Genomic DNA, 18,108 nt, shown 5'->3' with positions numbered 1-18,108 from the left:
AACTTACTAACTGGTCTTATTTTTGTTTAAAAAGGTTTTTGCATGAGCGATATCTCTGCACGTTTAGCCGGTGAGCTAAATGCACAACAACAGCAAGTTGTTGCTGCAACAAAGTTACTTGATGAAGGTGCAACTGTGCCTTTTATTGCTCGTTATAGAAAGGAAGTAACCGGTGGCTTAGATGACACCCAATTACGCCTTTTAGAACAGCGTTTATCATATTTACGTGAACTAGAAGAACGCCGCAGCTTTATTTTATCAACCATCGAATCTCAAAATAAATTAACAGCAGAGTTAAAGGCAGATATTAGTACTGCGCAAAGCAAAACTGAACTTGAAGATTTATATCTCCCGTATAAAGCGAAGCGCCGTACTAAAGGCCAAATAGCAATTGAGGCCGGATTAGAGCCACTTGCTGATGCACTGTTTAAAAATGCTAACCTTGATCCTGAACAACAAGCTGAACAATTTATAAATATCGAAAAAGGCTTTGCTGATATAAAGGCAGTGCTTGAAGGTGCTAAGTTTATTTTAATGGAGCGCTTTGCTGAAGACGCAAAACTACTTGCTAAATTTAGAAGCCACATTAGCCAAAATGGCGCAATTCAAAGTACCGTTATTAAAGGCCAAGAACAAGCTGGCACTAAATACCGTGATTACTTTGAACACCAAGAGCTTCTAAAAAAAGTACCTTCGCATCGCGCACTTGCAATGCTGAGAGCTCGAAATGAAGGTGTACTTCAGTTAAATGTTAACCCTGAGCCTAGTGCTGAAAATTCAGCGCAACTTTGTGCCAACATGATTGCTGAGCATTACCGTTTAGATATTAAATATAAAGCGGCAAGTCCTTGGTTATTAAACGTTGTGCAATGGGCGTGGAAAATTAAATTAGGGCTGCATTTAGAAAACGAATTTTTTGCAGCCATGCGCGAAAAAGCAGAAGCTGGTGCAATCGACGTATTTGCTAAAAACTTAAAAGATTTATTAATGGCTGCACCTGCAGGCCCTCGCACTACACTTGGCCTCGATCCTGGTTTACGTACAGGCTGTAAGATTGCCGTTGTTGATAGCACAGGTAAATTACTAGCTACACAAACTATTTTCCCTCATGCTCCACAAAATCATTGGGATAAATCGTTGCGTACGTTAGAGCAACTTTGTCGTCAGCATAAAGTTGAGCTAATTGCGATTGGTAACGGTACTGCATCACGCGAGTCAGATAAGTTAGTTGCTGAACTTATCAAAGCAAACAGCGAACTTAAACTTAGTAAAATTATGGTTAGCGAAGCGGGTGCATCGGTTTACTCAGCTTCTGAATTTGCAGCTAATGAATTTCCAGATTTAGATGTTTCTATACGAGGCGCTGTTTCTATTGCGCGCCGCCTACAAGATCCTCTTGCTGAACTTGTTAAAATTGAGCCAAAATCAATTGGTGTTGGCCAATACCAACACGATGTATCGCAAAGCCAATTAGGCCAAAGCCTTATCTCCGTTGTTGAAGACTGTGTAAACTCAGTAGGCGTAGATTTAAACATGGCATCGGTACCGCTACTTACACGCGTATCTGGTTTGAACAAAACATTAGCGCAAAATATCGTTAATTATCGCGATGCTAACGGCACATTTACTAAACGTAGTGAGCTTAAAAAAGTTGAGCGTTTAGGGCCAAAAGCATTTGAACAAGCGGCTGGTTTTTTACGTATTAACAATGGTAGCGATCCGCTAGATAACTCATCAGTTCACCCTGAAGCTTATCCTGTTGTTAAACGTATTTGTGAACGCAATAGCGTCGATGTCAGTAACCTAATCGGTAACAGCGACTTTTTAACTAAACTTGCTGCTAATGATTACACTGACGAAAAGTTTGGCTTACCAACCGTTACCGACATTATTACTGAGCTTGATAAACCAGGTCGAGATCCTCGTCCTGAATTTAAAACAGCTGAGTTTAAAGCCGGTGTTGAAAAAATTAGTGATTTAAAACCAGGTATGATTTTAGAAGGCGTGGTTTCAAACGTTGCTAATTTTGGTGCGTTTGTTGATGTAGGTGTTCACCAAGATGGTTTAGTACATATTTCCGCGATTACTAATAAATTCATATCAGATCCGCGCGAAGTTGTTAAAGCTGGTGATATTGTAAAAGTGAAAGTCGTAGAAGTCGATGCAGCGCGTAAACGTATAAGCTTTACTATGCGCTTAGATGACGACATTGACACAAGTAATAAGTCAGCAGCTCCAGCTACGCAAAAGCCACAAGCACGTGCTAATAATTCGCAACCTCGTGCTGCAAAGCCTAAACGTGACAACGGTAATGCGTTAATGGGTAATGCATTTGCCGATGCGTTCGCTAATGCTAAAGTGAAAAAATAATAGTTGTACAACTAGGGCGTGTTGACCTTTCGTGGTTGAATTTGCAGCAGTATGTTTGGTATTTGGGCAAGGCAGAGCCTATGTCGTGTGGTTACTCCCCATAAATAGGCGATAACGCAGCATAAATGCCAAACATGCGCTGCCCTTTGGGTTCTTTCTAGGGACGATTAACTCTTTGTTGCTCGGTTTTTACTTAGCCCGCTAGGTTACAAACCTCGCGCCGCGATTAAATAGCCCCTAGATCGAACAAATTTCAATCCACAAAGGTCAACACGCCCTAAACTAAAACGAAAAAACCGCGTAAGCGGTTTTTTTGTGGTTATGTTTTGCTAGATTATTAACTTAACGCTGAAAAACTACTTTGGTTCGCTGGCGATGTCGCCATTTGATAAAAGTTAGCAATACGCCCTGCACGTGCCTCAACATCGGCATCACGTGTTTGCTCGTCACTTTTAGCTGTTTTTGTATCGCTGCTTTCATCGCTAGAGAATGAAGCTTCAAGTTTACTTTTTGCGTCTTCGTCATCTTCTTTTTCAGGTTGTGCAAGCTCAGCCTGAGCCGCTGCTAGCTTTTGCGTAGCATCTGCAGCAATAGAGCGATCAGCTCCCGAAGGCTCAGCAGGAGCTAATGCAGCAGCGCGCACCGTTTGCATTTTATCAATCGTCGCTTGTGGGTCGCCGGGTATTTCTGATACATCAATTTGTACTTCTCCGCCAACTGCGTAATTAGTACCATCGGGCCCGCGTTGATATTCATAACTTGGCGAACCTGCATGTTGTCCACCTACAGAGGCATGCGCTTGTTCGTGTATTCTGACTTCGGTATCTCGAGCCTTTAGCTCTTTAATTTGTAGCTGTTCTTGCTCTAATTGCAGCTCTTCTTGCTCTAATTCTTGTTGCTCACTTGCTTCGTTTTCTTGTTCAGAGCCTTCAGGGTTTTCTGAGTTTTCATCGCGTTGTTGAACTGATTTTTCGTCTGTTGTTTTTCCCGTTGCATCATATGTTACGCTATCACTTCCACCTGGCAACTTCGCTTTTTCAGCGTCACTTTGGGCTTTAGTTTCGGTATTACTTGCGCTACTTGATGCTGGTGCAGGAATGACTTCGCGTAGTTGGTTGTCACGTCGTGCAGTTTCCGTATAAACATTTGCAGTGTTTATATTGATAGATGGAAATGGCGTGACAATATTCATAATACTAAACTTTAATATCGATTAACGTGCCAAGTACATCATCGGCCGTTTGAATTGATTGCGTATTTGCCTTGGCATTAAACTCTTCAACTTTTAAGTTAACAAGCGCTTCATCAACACGGGCAGGTTGTGCTACAGGTGCAGTAATAGCTTCTTCAGGGCGTGCTGCCGTAAGCTGACGTTGCTGCGCTAACTGCGCGTCGTCTTGCTGTTCAATATTGGCACGATTAATCTCAGCACTGGCCTTTTCGATACCTTGGCTAGCACGATTAAATCCTTCAACACCGTTATTAAATACAGATCCGATTGGCATATTAAAACCTCCACCAAATTAACATTGCTTAATTATCGCTCAGGTTATGCACAAAATAAAGCTTTAAACTGCGCTATTTTCAGCTCAATTTTAAAGCATTGATTTAACGACAGATAAAAACTCTCTCTTATGAGAAATAAATGGGGCGTGCGATGCTTTATCAAGCACTTCATATTCAAACTCAGTATTTAGTGCTGATATTTCCGCAATCACTTTATAAGGTACAAGTGCATCTAAACGCCCGAATATACCTTTAATAGAGACCGGGCAACGAGTAAATAACTCACGCAAGTCTTCGTTTTTTAAAATATCCAAACCTGCCATAAGCGCTTCAGTATTTGGTGCGCTGTACTGATTTAGTAATAGTTTAAGTTGCTTTATATCATCCCTTGCCGACTCACTTCCCATCGCTTGAATTGCTAAAAATCGCTCTATCGTTTTTTCTCTATGATTAACTAGTTGGTCTTTAAATTGTTCTAATACTTTGGAATTAATACCAGGCCAATCTATTTGCTCTGCAAAAAATGGCGTTGATGCAACCAATATTATTTTTGACACTTTTTCAGGCCAATGCTTAGCAATATACAGTGCAAATAAGCCTCCTAATGACCAGCCCATTAAAATTGATTGTGGTTGTAGTTGTTCACTCAAAAGTGCGGCTGCATCATGGAGTGTATAAGGGCTTGGGCAAGCAATACTATTACCAAACCCAGGTAAGTCAAGGCTGCGTACATTCCCTGAATATAAAAATTCAAGCTCTGGCTGAACCAACTGCCATACCCCCTGATTCATTCCCCAACCATGTAATAACACTAATTCGTTTTGCATATTTGCATAATCTTAACCAAACTTAAGCTCATAATAACGATTAAAGAGATGATTGCAATGTACGGTTCAAATCAATGAATAAAGCCATTTTTAACTGGTTATTTCCTGCTTACTGCGTTCAGTGCCAGTGTATTATTAACGCATCATTAGGACTGTGTGAACATTGTTTAGAAGACTTGCCATTGTTTAATTTAAACGAGCATACCAATTTACTTCATCGCCCCGATATTGTTGAAATGTTTCCCAATTGTGAGTTTGATATGTTATTTGCATGCGCATTTTATCAACCTCCATTTGAGCACTGGCTTAAGCAACTTAAATTTAATAACCAAATTCATTATAAAAAGGCATTGCAGCAAGTCATTAAAAAACAGCTTGTACAACTGTTTGCTCAGAGCCAAAACTTACCTGATGCTTTTGTTATTTTACCACTGCATAAAAATCGTTTTTTTGACCGTGGATTTAATCAAGTTAGCCAAGTATGGTATCCATGTTTAACTAATTACTTACCATTGAGTAACGTACTTATTCGCGACAAAAAAACACAGGCTCAGTCAAAACTATCAAAAGCAAAGCGTATGAAAAATTTAAAAAATGCCTTTATTTGTACACAGGATATGCGCGGTAAAGCCGTCGCTATTGTTGATGATGTAATGACAACGGGCGCTACATTAAATGCAGCGACTCATACATTAAAACAAGCTGGCGCTAAACAAGTATGGGCTTTTGTAACCTGTTTAACACCTATTTAAAGCAAGTGAGTATCACCCTTTATAGCGACTCACTTGCTTTAGTGATTTTAATGGTTAGTTATTAACGATTAAAAGCGAGCTCTTACACCCAAGCTAACTGAACGACCAGGTAAAGGTGCTTCATCTTTTAAATATGAAGAATGCACCCGCCCTTCTTTATCAGCTAAATTCTCGCCTTTAATATAAATAGTCATATCAACATCGCCTAAATCAAGATAATAATTAGCTGAAGCAGAAAGCATAGTATAACCATCTGTATTAGTTTCATTTTCGGCTATTTTATCTTGCTTACTGTTACGGATAACTTCTACTTCAGTATGCCAATTTCCATACTCGTAGTGCACAGATGATCCAAATCTCATTGGTGGTATTCTTGGTACATTACCGCCTGCATCTAATTTAGCGCGTGTATAATCGGTAAAAACTTCTAAGCGCCAGTCATCATTTAAATGCCAATCAACTTGTGCCTCGTAGCCGTATAAGCGTGCGTCTTGCTGTGCAAACAACACAACAGGTAAGCCATCGGTTTCTTCATCTGGCTCACCTGATATAGCAACTTGCTCCTCAAAGTCAGCTGATGTAATAAAGGCACCATCGCTAATAACTAAATCTGTAAAATCTTCAAAAATATAATTATTAACCTCATTATTAAACACACTAACGCTGGCATTCCATGTATCTGCATTGTAACGATAAGTAATGTCTAAATTATTTGAGACCTCTTTGTCCATGCTTTCACCAGTTTGCACAACATTATATTGGCCGTTGTCGTCGTTAAGCTCAAACCCACCGCCTATTTCATAAGTACCCGATCCAATATGAGGACCATATGCATATATTTCTGAAGCTGATGGTGCACGTTGTGAATAGGCATAATTAAAAGCAAGTGAGTGTTTATCGTCAATACTCCAAACCACTCCAGCAGAGCCTGATACGGCTGTGTAATCTTTATTTTCGAACGAAATATCATTTGATGCACTTAGCTCAGTAAAAAAGTCATTATTTACATTATGCGTTGATTGCTCAAAACGAGTACCAAGTTGCCATAAAAGTGGGCCTACTTTTTTTCTTCCATTAAAAAAGCAGCAATACTGTCTGTTTTAGTGGGAGGAGTAAATGCTTCCTCACCTATCGCTTCAAAATCACTTTTATTATAATGTAAACCAGCAACCCCCTTCCAGCCATATACAGGTGCATGTTCAGCCCATAATCTAGACTCTATACTTTCGTTTTTAAACGTAGTGCCAATTTCTTCACCTTCAATTTCTGAGTGTTCATAGTCTGTATACGCATTTTGCCAATGTACGGCTTGAATAAAGCCATCTAAATTATTCCAGTCAACTACGCCTTGATAGCGATCTTGGTCTAACTTTATAAACACGCCTTCTTCGCCCGGTAAACCGTACTCAGAGTCCATATGTCCATACGAAAACGCAACACGTGTATCATCGGTTATCCAACCCGCACCTAGATTATAACCACTGGCATCAATGTCTGAGTTTGCAAGAGTTGTGCTACCGCCCTCTTCATCTATATTTGCCGGCACTGGGATTTTATAATCATCGGTTTTTCGGGTATATCCATCAATATGGAAAGCGAAATCACCTGAACCTGCATTTAAATCTGTTGAAAGTGTTTTAGCATCAGCAACATTATCGTATTGTGCAAATACTTCACCACTTACGCCTTCCTGCCTTTGTATGGGTAAGCGGTTATCAACCACATTTACCACTCCGCCAATAGCACCGCTTCCGTATAAAAGCGTAGCTGGGCCTCTTAGTACCTCAATTTGAGTGGCGGTAGATGTTTCAGTTGATACTTGATGATCCGGCCCTACGCGCGATGCATCAGACGCACCTAAACCATTTTGCACAACCTTAATTCGCGGTCCATCTAGGCCACGAATAATGGGGCTACTTGCAACAGGACCAAAGTAAGAGCTATGTACTCCAGGTACATTCTTTAAAGTATCACCTAACGTTGCAGCTTGGTTTTGATCTAGCGCTTCACCACTCAAAATGGTTACAGGTGTACTTGATTCAAGCACGGTGCGCTTTAGCGGAGAAGCCGTAATTAGCACTCTTTCTATATCTGTTTCATCTTTTTGGATGTTTTTGTCAGCTGCATATGCCGTGCTACTCATTGCTGTTAATAAGGCAATCACTAAAGGCGAATAATTATTTTTCATGTCGTTATCTCTAAAAATACACAATAAAACTTACTCGTTATCATTAAATAACGAGCGTTTGAAATACATTTAACTGGTTAGCTTTAAAAAACGACGGGTGGGTCTTTGTTACCTGTGATTGCAACAAATACACTGTAAAAATGCTGACTATTTAATTTTACTGAAGAAAAAGAATGAACGTCTGACTCAAAAAGAGTTACTTTGCCGGGTATGGAATCGTCTAAATCAAGAGAGCTTGAGCATAGCTCACATTCTTGACCCGTTTTTAATACGTGAGAAGTGTCGTGCCAAGCAGAAAAAACACTGGATAGCACAACAAACACTAATATATATTTTAGTGGTGTTGTTTGGTTTCTAAGTGAATCTAATGTAAGCCTCGGCATAATAGATATAATATAACGTTACTTACATTTGTGTCGATATATTAATTTACTTTTTATCTACTTCGCATATAGACCCTGTTAAAAAACCTCTCAACAGGGTCAATCTTTTATACTTTAAAGCTATCCCACGGGCCTGTAATAGCAAGTGTTTTAGTGGGTGAATATACGTTTACAAATAGCGTGTTACCATCAGGTGAAAAGCACGCGCCAGCAAGCTCTGTTTGCGCGGTTAAGCGAGCAAAGGTATACACATCTCCGCTAGGTGTTACACCACGTAAATGGTTGTCTACTACGTCGGTATACTGATCTTCACATACGATTAAGTGCCCATTAGGTGCAACCGTTAAATTATCACCAAAATTAAACAACGATTTATCTTCACTTTCTACAAATAATTGCATTGTCCCTGGTGATGAGCTTTCATTCTCTTTGCCTTCAAACTCTGAGGGTTGGTATTTCATAACTTGCCCAAGTTGTTTTTTACCGCCATTAGTGCAGCAAAAATAAAGCTCTTTATTACCCCAATGCACACCTTCACCTCGAGCAAAAAGTGCAGCACCTTGCTTATGTCCACGTACTCTTAAATCATCTTTAGGACTTTGTGGCTCATCTAAATCAACCCACTCAACATCAAAACTGGTATGTAGAGGCATTATTGCTTCACTCCAATTTCGAGTATCAAACTGTGGAGTACTCTTTATAGCCATCGCTTGCAACTTGCCGCCGTTTTTAAGCTTGCCGTATTCATTAGGAATAAAACGATAAAATAAGCTATCCCCTCTGTCTTCAGTAAGATAAACAATGCCTGTACGTGGATCTATTGCAGCCGCTTCATGATTAAAGCGCCCCATTGCAACAAGTGGTTCTGGTTTTACCAGACCTTTTGCCGTTGCGGGCACTTCAAATATGTAACCGTGAGATTTACCTAATCCATCAGCTTGATCCGCAACGGTTTCTTCACACGTAAGCCAACTTCCCCAAGGAGTAATACCACCAGAGCAATTACGTATTGTTCCGCAGAGCGATAGAAATTCTTGTTCTTTTTTATGCTCTTTAATATTGTAAATAATGTGGCTTGTACCACCAGGGAGCGCTACACCATCATTAAATATATCGTAAGCTAAAGGCGTTTTATGCAACTTAATACTTGTTGCCGCCTGCTTAATATTTTTTGGTGAAAGCTCATGGTTACGTACCAATGCCACTCTTTCATTATCAAGCGCAATACACCCCATACCATCGGCTTTATCTGGCACAGATAAGCCATCGTCCATTTTATCGCCCAGTTGAGAAATAACGCGGTAACTAAAACCTGCAGGTAAATCGAGTAATTTATTAGAGTCAGGAATTAAAGAACCATATGCCAATACACTATCGGTCAAGTTAGCTAAAGTAACTTTACCAAATGCACTTCGGGAAAGACCAATAAATGCGAGTGTGCCAGCACTCAAAAGAAACTGTCTTCTGGAAATCATATTTAAGCCCTGTAAAGGTAATACTTTTAAATGAAGGTAGATAATAAATTAAAAATAATTATAAAAACTCACTCGGGCTATAAATTCATGAAAATGTCATATAGCAAGCAGGGAGGTAATATAATTAATAACTAAAAGTCATTAAACAAAAAACAGGCTATATAAAAGCCTGTTTTTAAATTCAAAAAGTAATTATTATTCGCCATTTGCCCTAAAGGTATGTCCAAAAAATAAAGCATTGCTTAGCAGTCGACTAGTACCATACCAGTAACCTCTAAATACAGGATCGTCGGTCATACCAATCACAGTGCCTCGCCCGTATGAGTGCGCAATTAAGCCAGCACCACCAGCAACTTGCTCAACATTAACGGCATCAGTAAAACCTGCCAATAATGGTTTTTTAGTGTAGGTAAGTACATTTACGAACGGCGCATCGGAAGCTTCAAGTAACCATGTGCTGTTTTTAAATACCGGTAATGTATTACGATTAAGTGAAAAACTAAGTGGGTGAGTTAAATCTACATTGGTATTAAAAATGGCACCTGCAATGCGCTGACGTCCAGCTAAATGATCTTTGTCGCCATAACTTAAACCTGTCGTATTAAATGCGCTCGCTACATCTTGTCGTGATAGATAACTTGCTTTAAGTATTTGCTGATCAACTAAAAATTTAGCGCCCCCTTTATGACCCCAAATAACACCACCTTTTCTTACCCAGCTTTTAATTGCCACTTTGTCGGCATCAGATAAGCTATTGTAATTGCCATGAGCAAGTACAATATGGCTGTAATCACTTAGCTCAAGTGAGCTAAAGCGGTTCATTTCAACAATTGTTGGCGCTGCGCCAACAAAGCGATCTAGGTAATACCACACTTCGCCTACTTCGTACTGGCTCGCGCCCTGCCCACCAATAAGCAGTACCTTTGGCGCACTAACAACGGCCATTGATCGTGAACCTAAATCAGCGCCTTTACTTGTTAAACCTGATGTAATTGGTTTAATTGCAATACCAAATTCACTTTGTGCTTTACTAAGCTGGGCAACCCAATCGATATTTGTTTGTAGGCCTGCTGGAATAATAATACTACCTGGTTCGAAGTTTACCTCCCCCGATGTTGATTTAGCAGTTAATGAGCTCAATGCAACGCGTGCTTTAATACCTTGTTTAAGTAAAGTATTGAGCATTTTAGGGGCTAAATAATCGTCCCATGCAAAACCAAAGGCATAACCATTTTTTAAATCGGAAAAAGATGTTTTTACCGCTTTATTCCAAGCAGTATCTGCAACATCTAAGCCCCAATTGCTTTTAACTTTTGCAAACGGTAAATTAAAAGCATGCGCTAGAGTCCAACCCGAAACATCATAGAATGTATTATCAGCAAAGTTTTTTTGCTCACTAAAAATAGCTTTTACTAAACGGTATTGCGGTTGCGCTAATGGCACAAAATAACTATGAGTACTAAAACTTTTTCCATTTGCTTTTAATGGTTTAGTAAGTGGGTAAGCGTTAATTTGATGCTGTTTTAGTAATTCTAAAAAGTGCTTAGTACGGGTGTTGTCGCTCGCGCCTTCAACAACATAACCTTCAAAGCTCTCGTCACTGGCTAAATCAGCTGCCTGATTATAAAACTTCGCTTGGTAATCTAGTAACGCCTGGCGATTATCAATGGCTGCTTTAAAGGTTGATAAGCTCGTTAATAGCTGATTTTTAATAGTAAATGCAAAGCTTAAAGGTCCGTTTATAGTTTCTTGAATATGCCCACGAGAACTCGCTTGCTCGAATAAAATGCCTACACCACCATTTACATCCGGGTAGGTCGAGCCTTTTCCGTAATAAAAATCGTCAAAACTTTCTTCTGTAAAATAAAGTGCGTTATTTTCATCTAAAGTTTTTGCATGATAGTTGGCAATCGCTTTCGTTAAAGTTACATTTTCATCTGGTGTTATTGGGTGTTTACGACTTGGGATACCTGGCTGAAAAAAGTAACTGCTATTTGGCCCCATTTCATGAAAGTCAGTTAAAATATTTGGTTTCCACTGATGAAATTTGGCAATTCGCGCGCGCGATTCAGGATGCTGTAGTAATAACCAGTCACGATTTAAATCAAACCAATAATGGTTAGTACGGCTACTTGGCCAATTTTCAACATGTTCACGGGTCTTAGGATCAGACGATAAGTTCATACCTCGGTTACTGTTGGCCCAATTAGCAAAACGAGCAAGCCCATCAGGATTAAGTGAAGGGTCGAGTAAAATAACTGTGTTATTTAATAGCTCATCTATTTCAGCACTTTGAGCAGCTGCTAAATAATAGGCTACCAATAATGAAGCGTTGCTGCCCGATGATTCATTGCCGTGTACACTATAACCCATCCAGACAACAGCAGGTTGGTCTTTAGTTTTGTCAGTGTTGTTACTTAAACGCGCCAAATGAGCTTGGCGAGTTTGCTCTATGTTTGGCAACTTGTTGGCGGCAGTAATTGTTAGCATCACAAGCGGGCGTTGCTCATGTGTACGGCCAATAATTTCAAAGTTTATGCGGTCACTTTTTTTCGCAAGTACTTCCATATAGCGCACTAACTGGTCGTGTCTTACATGCCACTCCCCCACTTGATAACCTAGCACTGCTTCAGGGGTGGGAATGGTAGGGTCAAATTGAACATCTTGCTCAAAATAATAAGATAGTGGCTTTGCCATACTTGAAAAACTCAGTAGTACCACCATTATTGTTAACATGAACCGCATATAAATCACTCTAAAAATGTTTGTTAATTGCACGCTACCATTGCTTAAAATAGATGCCAACTTTTTACGCTCAACACTAGCCGCAACACGATGAGCGGAGTATGATATGCAGTATCCGAGTAATTTAGTCAGGTATAAAGCCGTTTTTATGATTTCTATTTCCGAAACAGCGCAAGCGCATTTTGCTAAACTATTAGCAGATCAATCACAACAAACCAATATTCGTGTTTTTGTTGTAAACCCTGGTTCATCACAAGCGGAATGTGGTGTGTCTTATTGTCCAGAAGACGCTGTTGAAGCCAGCGATATTCGTCTAAATTTCAATGGTTTTGATGCTGTTGTAGATGCAGAAAGTGCGCCATTTTTAGAAGAAGCCGAGATCGATTTTGTTACTGACAAAATGGGCACTCAATTAACGCTAAAAGCGCCGAATGCTAAAGCTCGTAAAATTGGTGATGATGCATCATTAAATGAACGCGTGCAGCACATGCTTGAAACTGAAGTAAACCCGCAACTAGCAAACCATGGCGGCCAAGTAAGTCTAGTAGAAATAACAGCTGCAGGCATTGCTATACTTCAGTTTGGTGGTGGTTGTAATGGTTGCTCTATGATCGATGTAACGCTAAAAGAAGGCATCGAGAAAGAAATGATCGCTAAATTTGAAGAAATCACCGGTGTTGCTGATATTACAGAGCACGAAGCGGGCGATCACTCTTACTATTAATTATTATAAATGCTAAAGCCACTTATCTATCGTTTAGGGAGTAACCCTAAACTTAGCTTAAAGCGCTTTTTTCGCGGCTTAGCACTATTTGTGCTAGCCGTGGTATTCATCTCCCTTGGGTATTACACTCATTACAGTTTGCAAATAATTGGCGTTGCAATTTTAGTCCCTGCACTGTTTTTTGCAGCTTGGGGTTATTGCGGGATTTTTGCTAACCGCTTTTCACAAGTAATTAAAGGCATTGGCCCAAAAAATCACGATCCCGATTTATGGAAATAAATAATCATCGCACTTAATCTAATAGCTTGTTATTTTCTTTAAGCCTTTGGTATTTAATAATCAAAGTCACGCCCCGCATTAACATAAAACAGCTCATAGCTAACCATAGTCCATTATTTTGTAATTCGTTAAATATCCAAAACACCCCAAAAAATCCAACTGTAGCCGAAAAAAGCATACTATTACGCATATCTTTTGCACGTGTTAAACCCACAAAAACACCATCAAATAAAAAACAACTCATAGCAAGTAATGGAAGTGCAATAACCCAAGGCAAATAAAGCGTCGCCTCATTAATAACCTCTGGCACATTGGTTAAAAGCATAATAATCTGAGCACCAAAAACGGCAAAAAACAGGCTATACAACAATCCAAACATCATTCCCCAAAATACACTGATTTTTACCCATAACTCTATATTACTTACACTTTTTTGGCCTTTTGCTTGCCCTACTTTTGCCTCACTAGCATATGCAATACCATCTAAAGCAAAACTAACTAACATCAAAAAGTTAAGTAGCACGGCGTTAGCAGCGAGTGTCGTTTCGCCAATACGTGCACCATAAAATGTCATAAAGCTAAAACATAATTGCAGTATTAAAGAGCGAATAAAAATATCGCGATTCAAACTCAATAATTCAGCCATTTTGCTAATACTCAACCAATTCGGTACATTGAGCTCAATATCTTGTTTTTTAGCTAGTTTAACCACTAAAAAAAGTGCAAAAATTAGTGCGGTATAGTCAGCAATAAGTGACGCCCATGCAGCACCAGCAACCGCCCAATCAAGGTAAACAACAAAGTAAATATCGAGTATTATATTGACTATGTTTGTTACTAATAATAAATAAAATGGCCCTCGCCCGTAATGTACACCAAGCATCCAACCCAGTAACACTAAATTACACAATGCTGCTGGAGCACTAAAAATGCGGATACTAAAATACTGATATGCTTGTGTGAGTACATCGCTATTAGCAGCAGATAAAAATGCAATAGCATGTTTTATCAAAGGAGATAAAGCGATAAGTAGTACAGCAACAAGACTTGCAAGTAATAAGCTACGTTTAAGTAAGGCGGCTAATTGAGTTAAATCATTTTCTCCGTAAGCCTGAGCGACCATGCCAGTCGTACTCATTCTTAAAAATCCCGCTAGCCAAAATAAAATAGAAATAACAGCAGAACCAAGCGCAATACCCGCTAAATAGTGAGCGCTCCCTAAGTGCCCAATGACAGCAGTATCAACAATTCCTAACAGTGGTACTGTGATATTTGATAGAATCATCGGACCGGCTAACAACAACAAGCTTTTATGGTGTGCTTTATTATGTATAAGAAATTGTTTCATTTAGTATTATTTTCTCTCATTAGTGTATCTCTACGAGTTCAAGCTGCTGTTATTTTACAATACCATCATGTTAGTGAAAGCCTTCCTGCCGTAACGAGTGTTAGCGCGAATACATTCACTAAACATTTAAGCTATTTGAAAGAGCATAACTTTAACGTTATTCCTCTTAATGAACTAATAAATGCACTTCAGCAAGGTAAAACATTACCTGAGAAAACCATCGCAATCACTTTTGATGACGGTTACAACAACAATTACGACGAAGCAGCGCCAATTTTAGAGAAATTTAATTATCCATATACTATTTTTGTAAATCCAAAATTAATTGATGAAGGCCAAAGTTATGTAATGGGCTGGGATAAACTCAAAGAGCTTAGCAAAAAGGGCGCGCTTATAAGCAACCACAGTGCTCAACATGATTATTTGCATATTAAACTTGATAACGAAACGGATGCCCAGTGGAAAATACGTATCAAACAAGATATTTTGTATTCACAACAACGTATAAAAGAAGAGGTTGGCCAAGACTACAAATATTTAGCCTACCCGTATGGTGAATTTAATAACGAATTACAAGCTCTTGTGACTGATCTTGGCTTTATAGGTATTGGTCAACACTCTGGGGCGGTGAATAAAAACTCAAACTTCAGTCGCTTGCCGCGTTTCCCAGCTTCTGGGTTTTACAGTAAACTAGATACGTTAATCACAAAACTAAATTCTCATGCTTTTAATATTACAAAGTTAACGTATCAAGATAGCGTGACAACACAAAACCCACCAACACTAACCATAGAGTTTGAAATGGGAGATTTTCATAAAACACAGTTTGCCTGCTATGTCTCAAATATTGGCCAAGCAAGCTTAAATTGGATAAGTAAAAATACGGTTGAAGTCACTTCTCCAAAAGAGCTAAATAATGGCCGTTCTCGCTTTAATTGCACTGCGCCTTCGATTAAAAACCCGAGTGACTATTATTGGTTCTCACAGCCGTGGGTTATTGAAAATAATTAAACTTTAATAGCCTGATTCAATAGCCGCTCAGTTACCTTATCCAACGCAACAACTTCGTTTGCTGCGTTTAACTCCACAGCAGCTTTTGGCATTCCCCAAACCACAGACGAAAATTCGTCCTGAGCTAGTGTGTACGCGCCACCTTCCCTTAAAGCGAGCAATCCTTTTGCGCCATCACTCCCCATTCCGGTTAACAACGCTGCCACAACATTCTTAGCGTTAATTTCTACTAATGAATTAAACAATACATCCACTGCTGGTTTATGCCGATTTACAGGCTCATTATCATCAAGTTCACAATATAAGTGTCCCCCATATTTTTTAATGGTTAAATGCAAACCACCAGGAGCAATATAAGCGCAACCTGCGACTAGCTTATCACCCTGCTCTGCTTCTTTAACACTAATGATACATGTACGATCCATCCTTAAAGCGAACGAAGTACTAAATACAGGGGGAATATGTTGAGTAATAACAATCGGCGGGCAATTAATAGGCATTTTTATTAATACTTCTTTTATCGCTTCAGTACCCCCGGTTGATGCGCCTATAGCAATAACTTTATTTAATAAAAACTGAGCATTGATAGGTAAAGGATCACTCGATGGTAACGCTTTTTTATAACTTCTAACTCTTGCACCAGCGGCTACTCGTACCTTTTGCTGAACTAAATACGCATATTGGCTTATTTTATCTTTTATATTAGCCGTTGGTTTAGCTATAAAATCAATCGCACCGAGCTCTAGTGCCTCTAATGTAATTGGTGAACCTTTTTGTGTTAATGTAGAAATCATCACTACAGGCATTGGCCTTAGGCGCATTAGATTTTTTAAAAAGCTAATACCGTCCATTTTTGGCATCTCTACATCCAATGTAAGTACATCAGGGTTAAGTTGTTTAATCATTTCTCGTGCTTTATATGGATCCTCAGCACTACCTACAACTGTAATATCTTCAGCTTGCTGTAAAACGTCAGTGAGTAATCGCCTAATTAAAGGAGAGTCATCTATTATGAGTACTTTAATCATAAACACACCTAAAACAGTTCAATATCCGTAACTACATCTTGTTTTTTAAGGCTTTGTAAATAACGAACTTCACGCTTCTCAATAGTATTGTTATGTAGGTTTTTCAACTTTTTCATATGAACTTTACCAGTGTGGGGATGAAAAAATATTTTCCTTGGCCAAGGGCCTCCCATATCATGCGCCACTAAATTAAGGGCTTCCTCTTGAACATAAGCGGTAGCAAAACTAATATTACCCAAACCGATATCAGTCATCGCGCTAATAATTTTCCCCCCACCAAACAGCTTAATTTTTAAGTTTCGACGTGAAGCTCCATTTTTTAGCACTTCGTTTATTAAATATTCCATAGCCCAGTTACCGTAACGACAACTTAAGCTATGTGCATTATTAAGCTCCACTCCTTTTTGAATTGGCAGCATAAAATGGTTCATCCCGCCAATTCCTAGTACTTCGTCATAAACGCAAGCCGCAATACACGAACCGAGTACTGTTGAGATAAGTTCATTGTTTTTTGACACATAGAACTCACCAGGGAGCACTTTGGCAACAACGCTCTGCCGACCTGAATCCCAATACCGCTTAATATGCTCAAAGCTAGGTAATACTGTTCTAAATTCCGCGTGCATTACTGCCCTTTTGATACATCGTTTTACCTAAGTTTTTATATTGAGAATGCTCTTTACCCATACTTTCTGAGTGACCTAAGAACAAATGCCCTTGCTCACTCAATATATTAGCGTAGCGTTCAAAAAGCTGATCTTTCGTTTCTTTATCAAAGTAAATAACTACATTACGACATAAAATAAGATCAAAAGGACCATTCATTGGCCACTCTTGTAATAAGTTTAAACGTTTAAACGCTATACATTCCTGCAATTTTGGCTTTACTTTATATGCCTCACCATCCTTACTTTTTAAAAACCAACGCTTGAGCTGCTGCTCACTGAGTCCATTAACATTTGCAGCGGTATACATGCCACTTTGCGCTTTTGCTAACACGTTTGAATCTAAATCTGTGGCTAAGATCTTCACATCCCAATCACTCGGAAATGCAGCATTTAATGTCATTGCTAAACTGTAAGGCTCCTCCCCAGTTGAGCAACCAGCAGACCAAAATCTCACGCGTTTGCTGTGCTTATTTGTTTTTAAAAGGACAGGGATAAGTTCAGATTTAATAAATTCAAAATGATGAATTTCACGGAAAAAAGATGTTAAGTTCGTTGTTATAGCATTAATAAAGGCATCGAACTCTTGATCTTTATTCTTTTTCAAGAAAGCTAAATATGATTTAAAATCAACAAGGTTTCGCTCTCTAATACGTCTTGCTAAACGCGAATAAACCATTTCTCGTTTATGTTCACCTAATACAATTCCGCATGCGTTATAAACAAGATCGGCAATCTCTTTAAAATCTCGGTCGGTAAATAAAAACTCTTTCATTATTCACTCTCAATCAAGCCAACAAGCAATGC

Annotated in this window: 15 protein-coding genes and 1 pseudogene; 5 read left to right on the top strand and 11 right to left on the bottom strand. The window is 39.1% G+C overall.

The features are described from left to right. Nucleotides 1-42 precede the first annotated feature (42 nt). Nucleotides 43-2,370 (top strand): Tex family protein, encoded by a 2,328-nt coding sequence (locus tag P4S71_RS10040; RefSeq protein WP_096792266.1) that lies wholly within the window; start codon nucleotides 43-45, stop codon nucleotides 2,368-2,370. A 337-nt stretch (nucleotides 2,371-2,707) separates the two neighbouring features. Here the strand turns inward: P4S71_RS10040 and P4S71_RS10035 are convergent, their stop codons facing one another. The 3 genes from P4S71_RS10035 to bioH form a co-directional block, all read right to left on the bottom strand. Next, nucleotides 2,708-3,562, bottom strand: coding sequence for a putative metalloprotease CJM1_0395 family protein (locus P4S71_RS10035; protein ID WP_337150595.1), 855 nt, complete (start codon nucleotides 3,560-3,562; stop codon nucleotides 2,708-2,710). A 4-nt stretch (nucleotides 3,563-3,566) separates the two neighbouring features. Continuing rightward, the gene (locus P4S71_RS10030) at nucleotides 3,567-3,875 is read right to left on the bottom strand and encodes a hypothetical protein (protein ID WP_007376419.1); all 309 of its coding nucleotides are present in this window, start codon (nucleotides 3,873-3,875) and stop codon (nucleotides 3,567-3,569) included. 90 nt (nucleotides 3,876-3,965) lie between these two features. Then, the gene (bioH, locus tag P4S71_RS10025; RefSeq protein ID WP_096792264.1) at nucleotides 3,966-4,703 is read right to left on the bottom strand and encodes a pimeloyl-ACP methyl ester esterase BioH; all 738 of its coding nucleotides are present in this window, start codon (nucleotides 4,701-4,703) and stop codon (nucleotides 3,966-3,968) included. Between the two features lie 74 nt (nucleotides 4,704-4,777). On the opposite strand from bioH, the gene P4S71_RS10020 reads away from it, so the two are divergent. Further along, nucleotides 4,778-5,455 carry a ComF family protein gene (locus P4S71_RS10020; RefSeq protein WP_337150594.1) on the top strand — a complete coding sequence of 226 codons (678 nt, stop codon included), beginning with the start codon at nucleotides 4,778-4,780 and terminating at the stop codon, nucleotides 5,453-5,455. A gap of 68 nt (nucleotides 5,456-5,523) precedes the next feature. Here the strand turns inward: P4S71_RS10020 and P4S71_RS10015 are convergent. The 4 genes and pseudogenes from P4S71_RS10015 to P4S71_RS10000 form a co-directional block, all read right to left on the bottom strand. Further along, nucleotides 5,524-7,643: pseudogene (locus tag P4S71_RS10015) on the bottom strand (TonB-dependent receptor). A gap of 83 nt (nucleotides 7,644-7,726) precedes the next feature. Next, complete coding sequence (locus P4S71_RS10010; RefSeq protein ID WP_157770528.1) at nucleotides 7,727-7,957, bottom strand: hypothetical protein; 231 nt, start codon at nucleotides 7,955-7,957, stop codon at nucleotides 7,727-7,729. A gap of 176 nt (nucleotides 7,958-8,133) precedes the next feature. After that, nucleotides 8,134-9,501, bottom strand: coding sequence for an alkaline phosphatase PhoX (locus tag P4S71_RS10005; protein ID WP_337150593.1), 1,368 nt, complete (start codon nucleotides 9,499-9,501; stop codon nucleotides 8,134-8,136). Between the two features lie 195 nt (nucleotides 9,502-9,696). Continuing rightward, nucleotides 9,697-12,246 carry a M14 metallopeptidase family protein gene (locus P4S71_RS10000; RefSeq protein WP_337151611.1) on the bottom strand — a complete coding sequence of 850 codons (2,550 nt, stop codon included), beginning with the start codon at nucleotides 12,244-12,246 and terminating at the stop codon, nucleotides 9,697-9,699. Nucleotides 12,247-12,394: 148 nt separating this feature from the next. Between P4S71_RS10000 and nfuA the strand changes: the two genes are divergently transcribed. After that, complete coding sequence (gene nfuA, locus P4S71_RS09995; RefSeq protein WP_002959571.1) at nucleotides 12,395-12,970, top strand: Fe-S biogenesis protein NfuA; 576 nt, start codon at nucleotides 12,395-12,397, stop codon at nucleotides 12,968-12,970. 9 nt (nucleotides 12,971-12,979) lie between these two features. Beyond that, complete coding sequence (locus P4S71_RS09990) at nucleotides 12,980-13,249, top strand: hypothetical protein (protein WP_007376414.1); 270 nt, start codon at nucleotides 12,980-12,982, stop codon at nucleotides 13,247-13,249. Between the two features lie 13 nt (nucleotides 13,250-13,262). Here P4S71_RS09990 and dinF read toward each other — a convergent pair whose 3' ends face one another. Then, on the bottom strand, nucleotides 13,263-14,597 hold the full coding sequence (gene dinF, locus P4S71_RS09985) for an MATE family efflux transporter DinF (protein WP_337150592.1): 1,335 nt from the start codon (nucleotides 14,595-14,597) through the stop codon (nucleotides 13,263-13,265). On the opposite strand from dinF, the gene P4S71_RS09980 reads away from it, so the two are divergent. Then, nucleotides 14,577-15,608: a polysaccharide deacetylase family protein gene (locus P4S71_RS09980; protein ID WP_337119714.1), complete on the top strand. Its 1,032-nt coding sequence runs from the start codon at nucleotides 14,577-14,579 to the stop codon at nucleotides 15,606-15,608. The genes dinF and P4S71_RS09980 overlap by 21 nt on opposite strands. Here the strand turns inward: P4S71_RS09980 and P4S71_RS09975 are convergent. From P4S71_RS09975 to P4S71_RS09965, 3 genes are read right to left on the bottom strand one after another with little or no spacing between them, the layout of a single operon-like run. After that, entirely contained in the window at nucleotides 15,605-16,636 is a 1,032-nt protein-coding gene (locus P4S71_RS09975) for a protein-glutamate methylesterase/protein-glutamine glutaminase (protein WP_033030244.1), read from the bottom strand. The two genes, P4S71_RS09980 and P4S71_RS09975, sit on opposite strands and share 4 nt — an antisense overlap. An 8-nt stretch (nucleotides 16,637-16,644) precedes the next feature. Next, nucleotides 16,645-17,262, bottom strand: a complete 618-nt coding sequence (cheD, locus tag P4S71_RS09970; RefSeq protein ID WP_007376410.1) for a chemoreceptor glutamine deamidase CheD — start codon at nucleotides 17,260-17,262, stop codon at nucleotides 16,645-16,647. Next, on the bottom strand, nucleotides 17,246-18,076 hold the full coding sequence (locus P4S71_RS09965; protein ID WP_007376409.1) for a CheR family methyltransferase: 831 nt from the start codon (nucleotides 18,074-18,076) through the stop codon (nucleotides 17,246-17,248). The genes cheD and P4S71_RS09965 overlap by 17 nt, the downstream gene beginning before the upstream one ends. Nucleotides 18,077-18,108 lie beyond the last annotated feature (32 nt).

The organism is Pseudoalteromonas sp. B62 (assembly GCF_037162565.1).
Taxonomy (GTDB): Bacteria; Pseudomonadota; Gammaproteobacteria; order Enterobacterales; family Alteromonadaceae; genus Pseudoalteromonas; species Pseudoalteromonas fuliginea.
The sequence above is the reverse complement of the archived record's forward strand: the minus strand, read 5'-3'. Positions and strand labels throughout refer to the sequence as shown.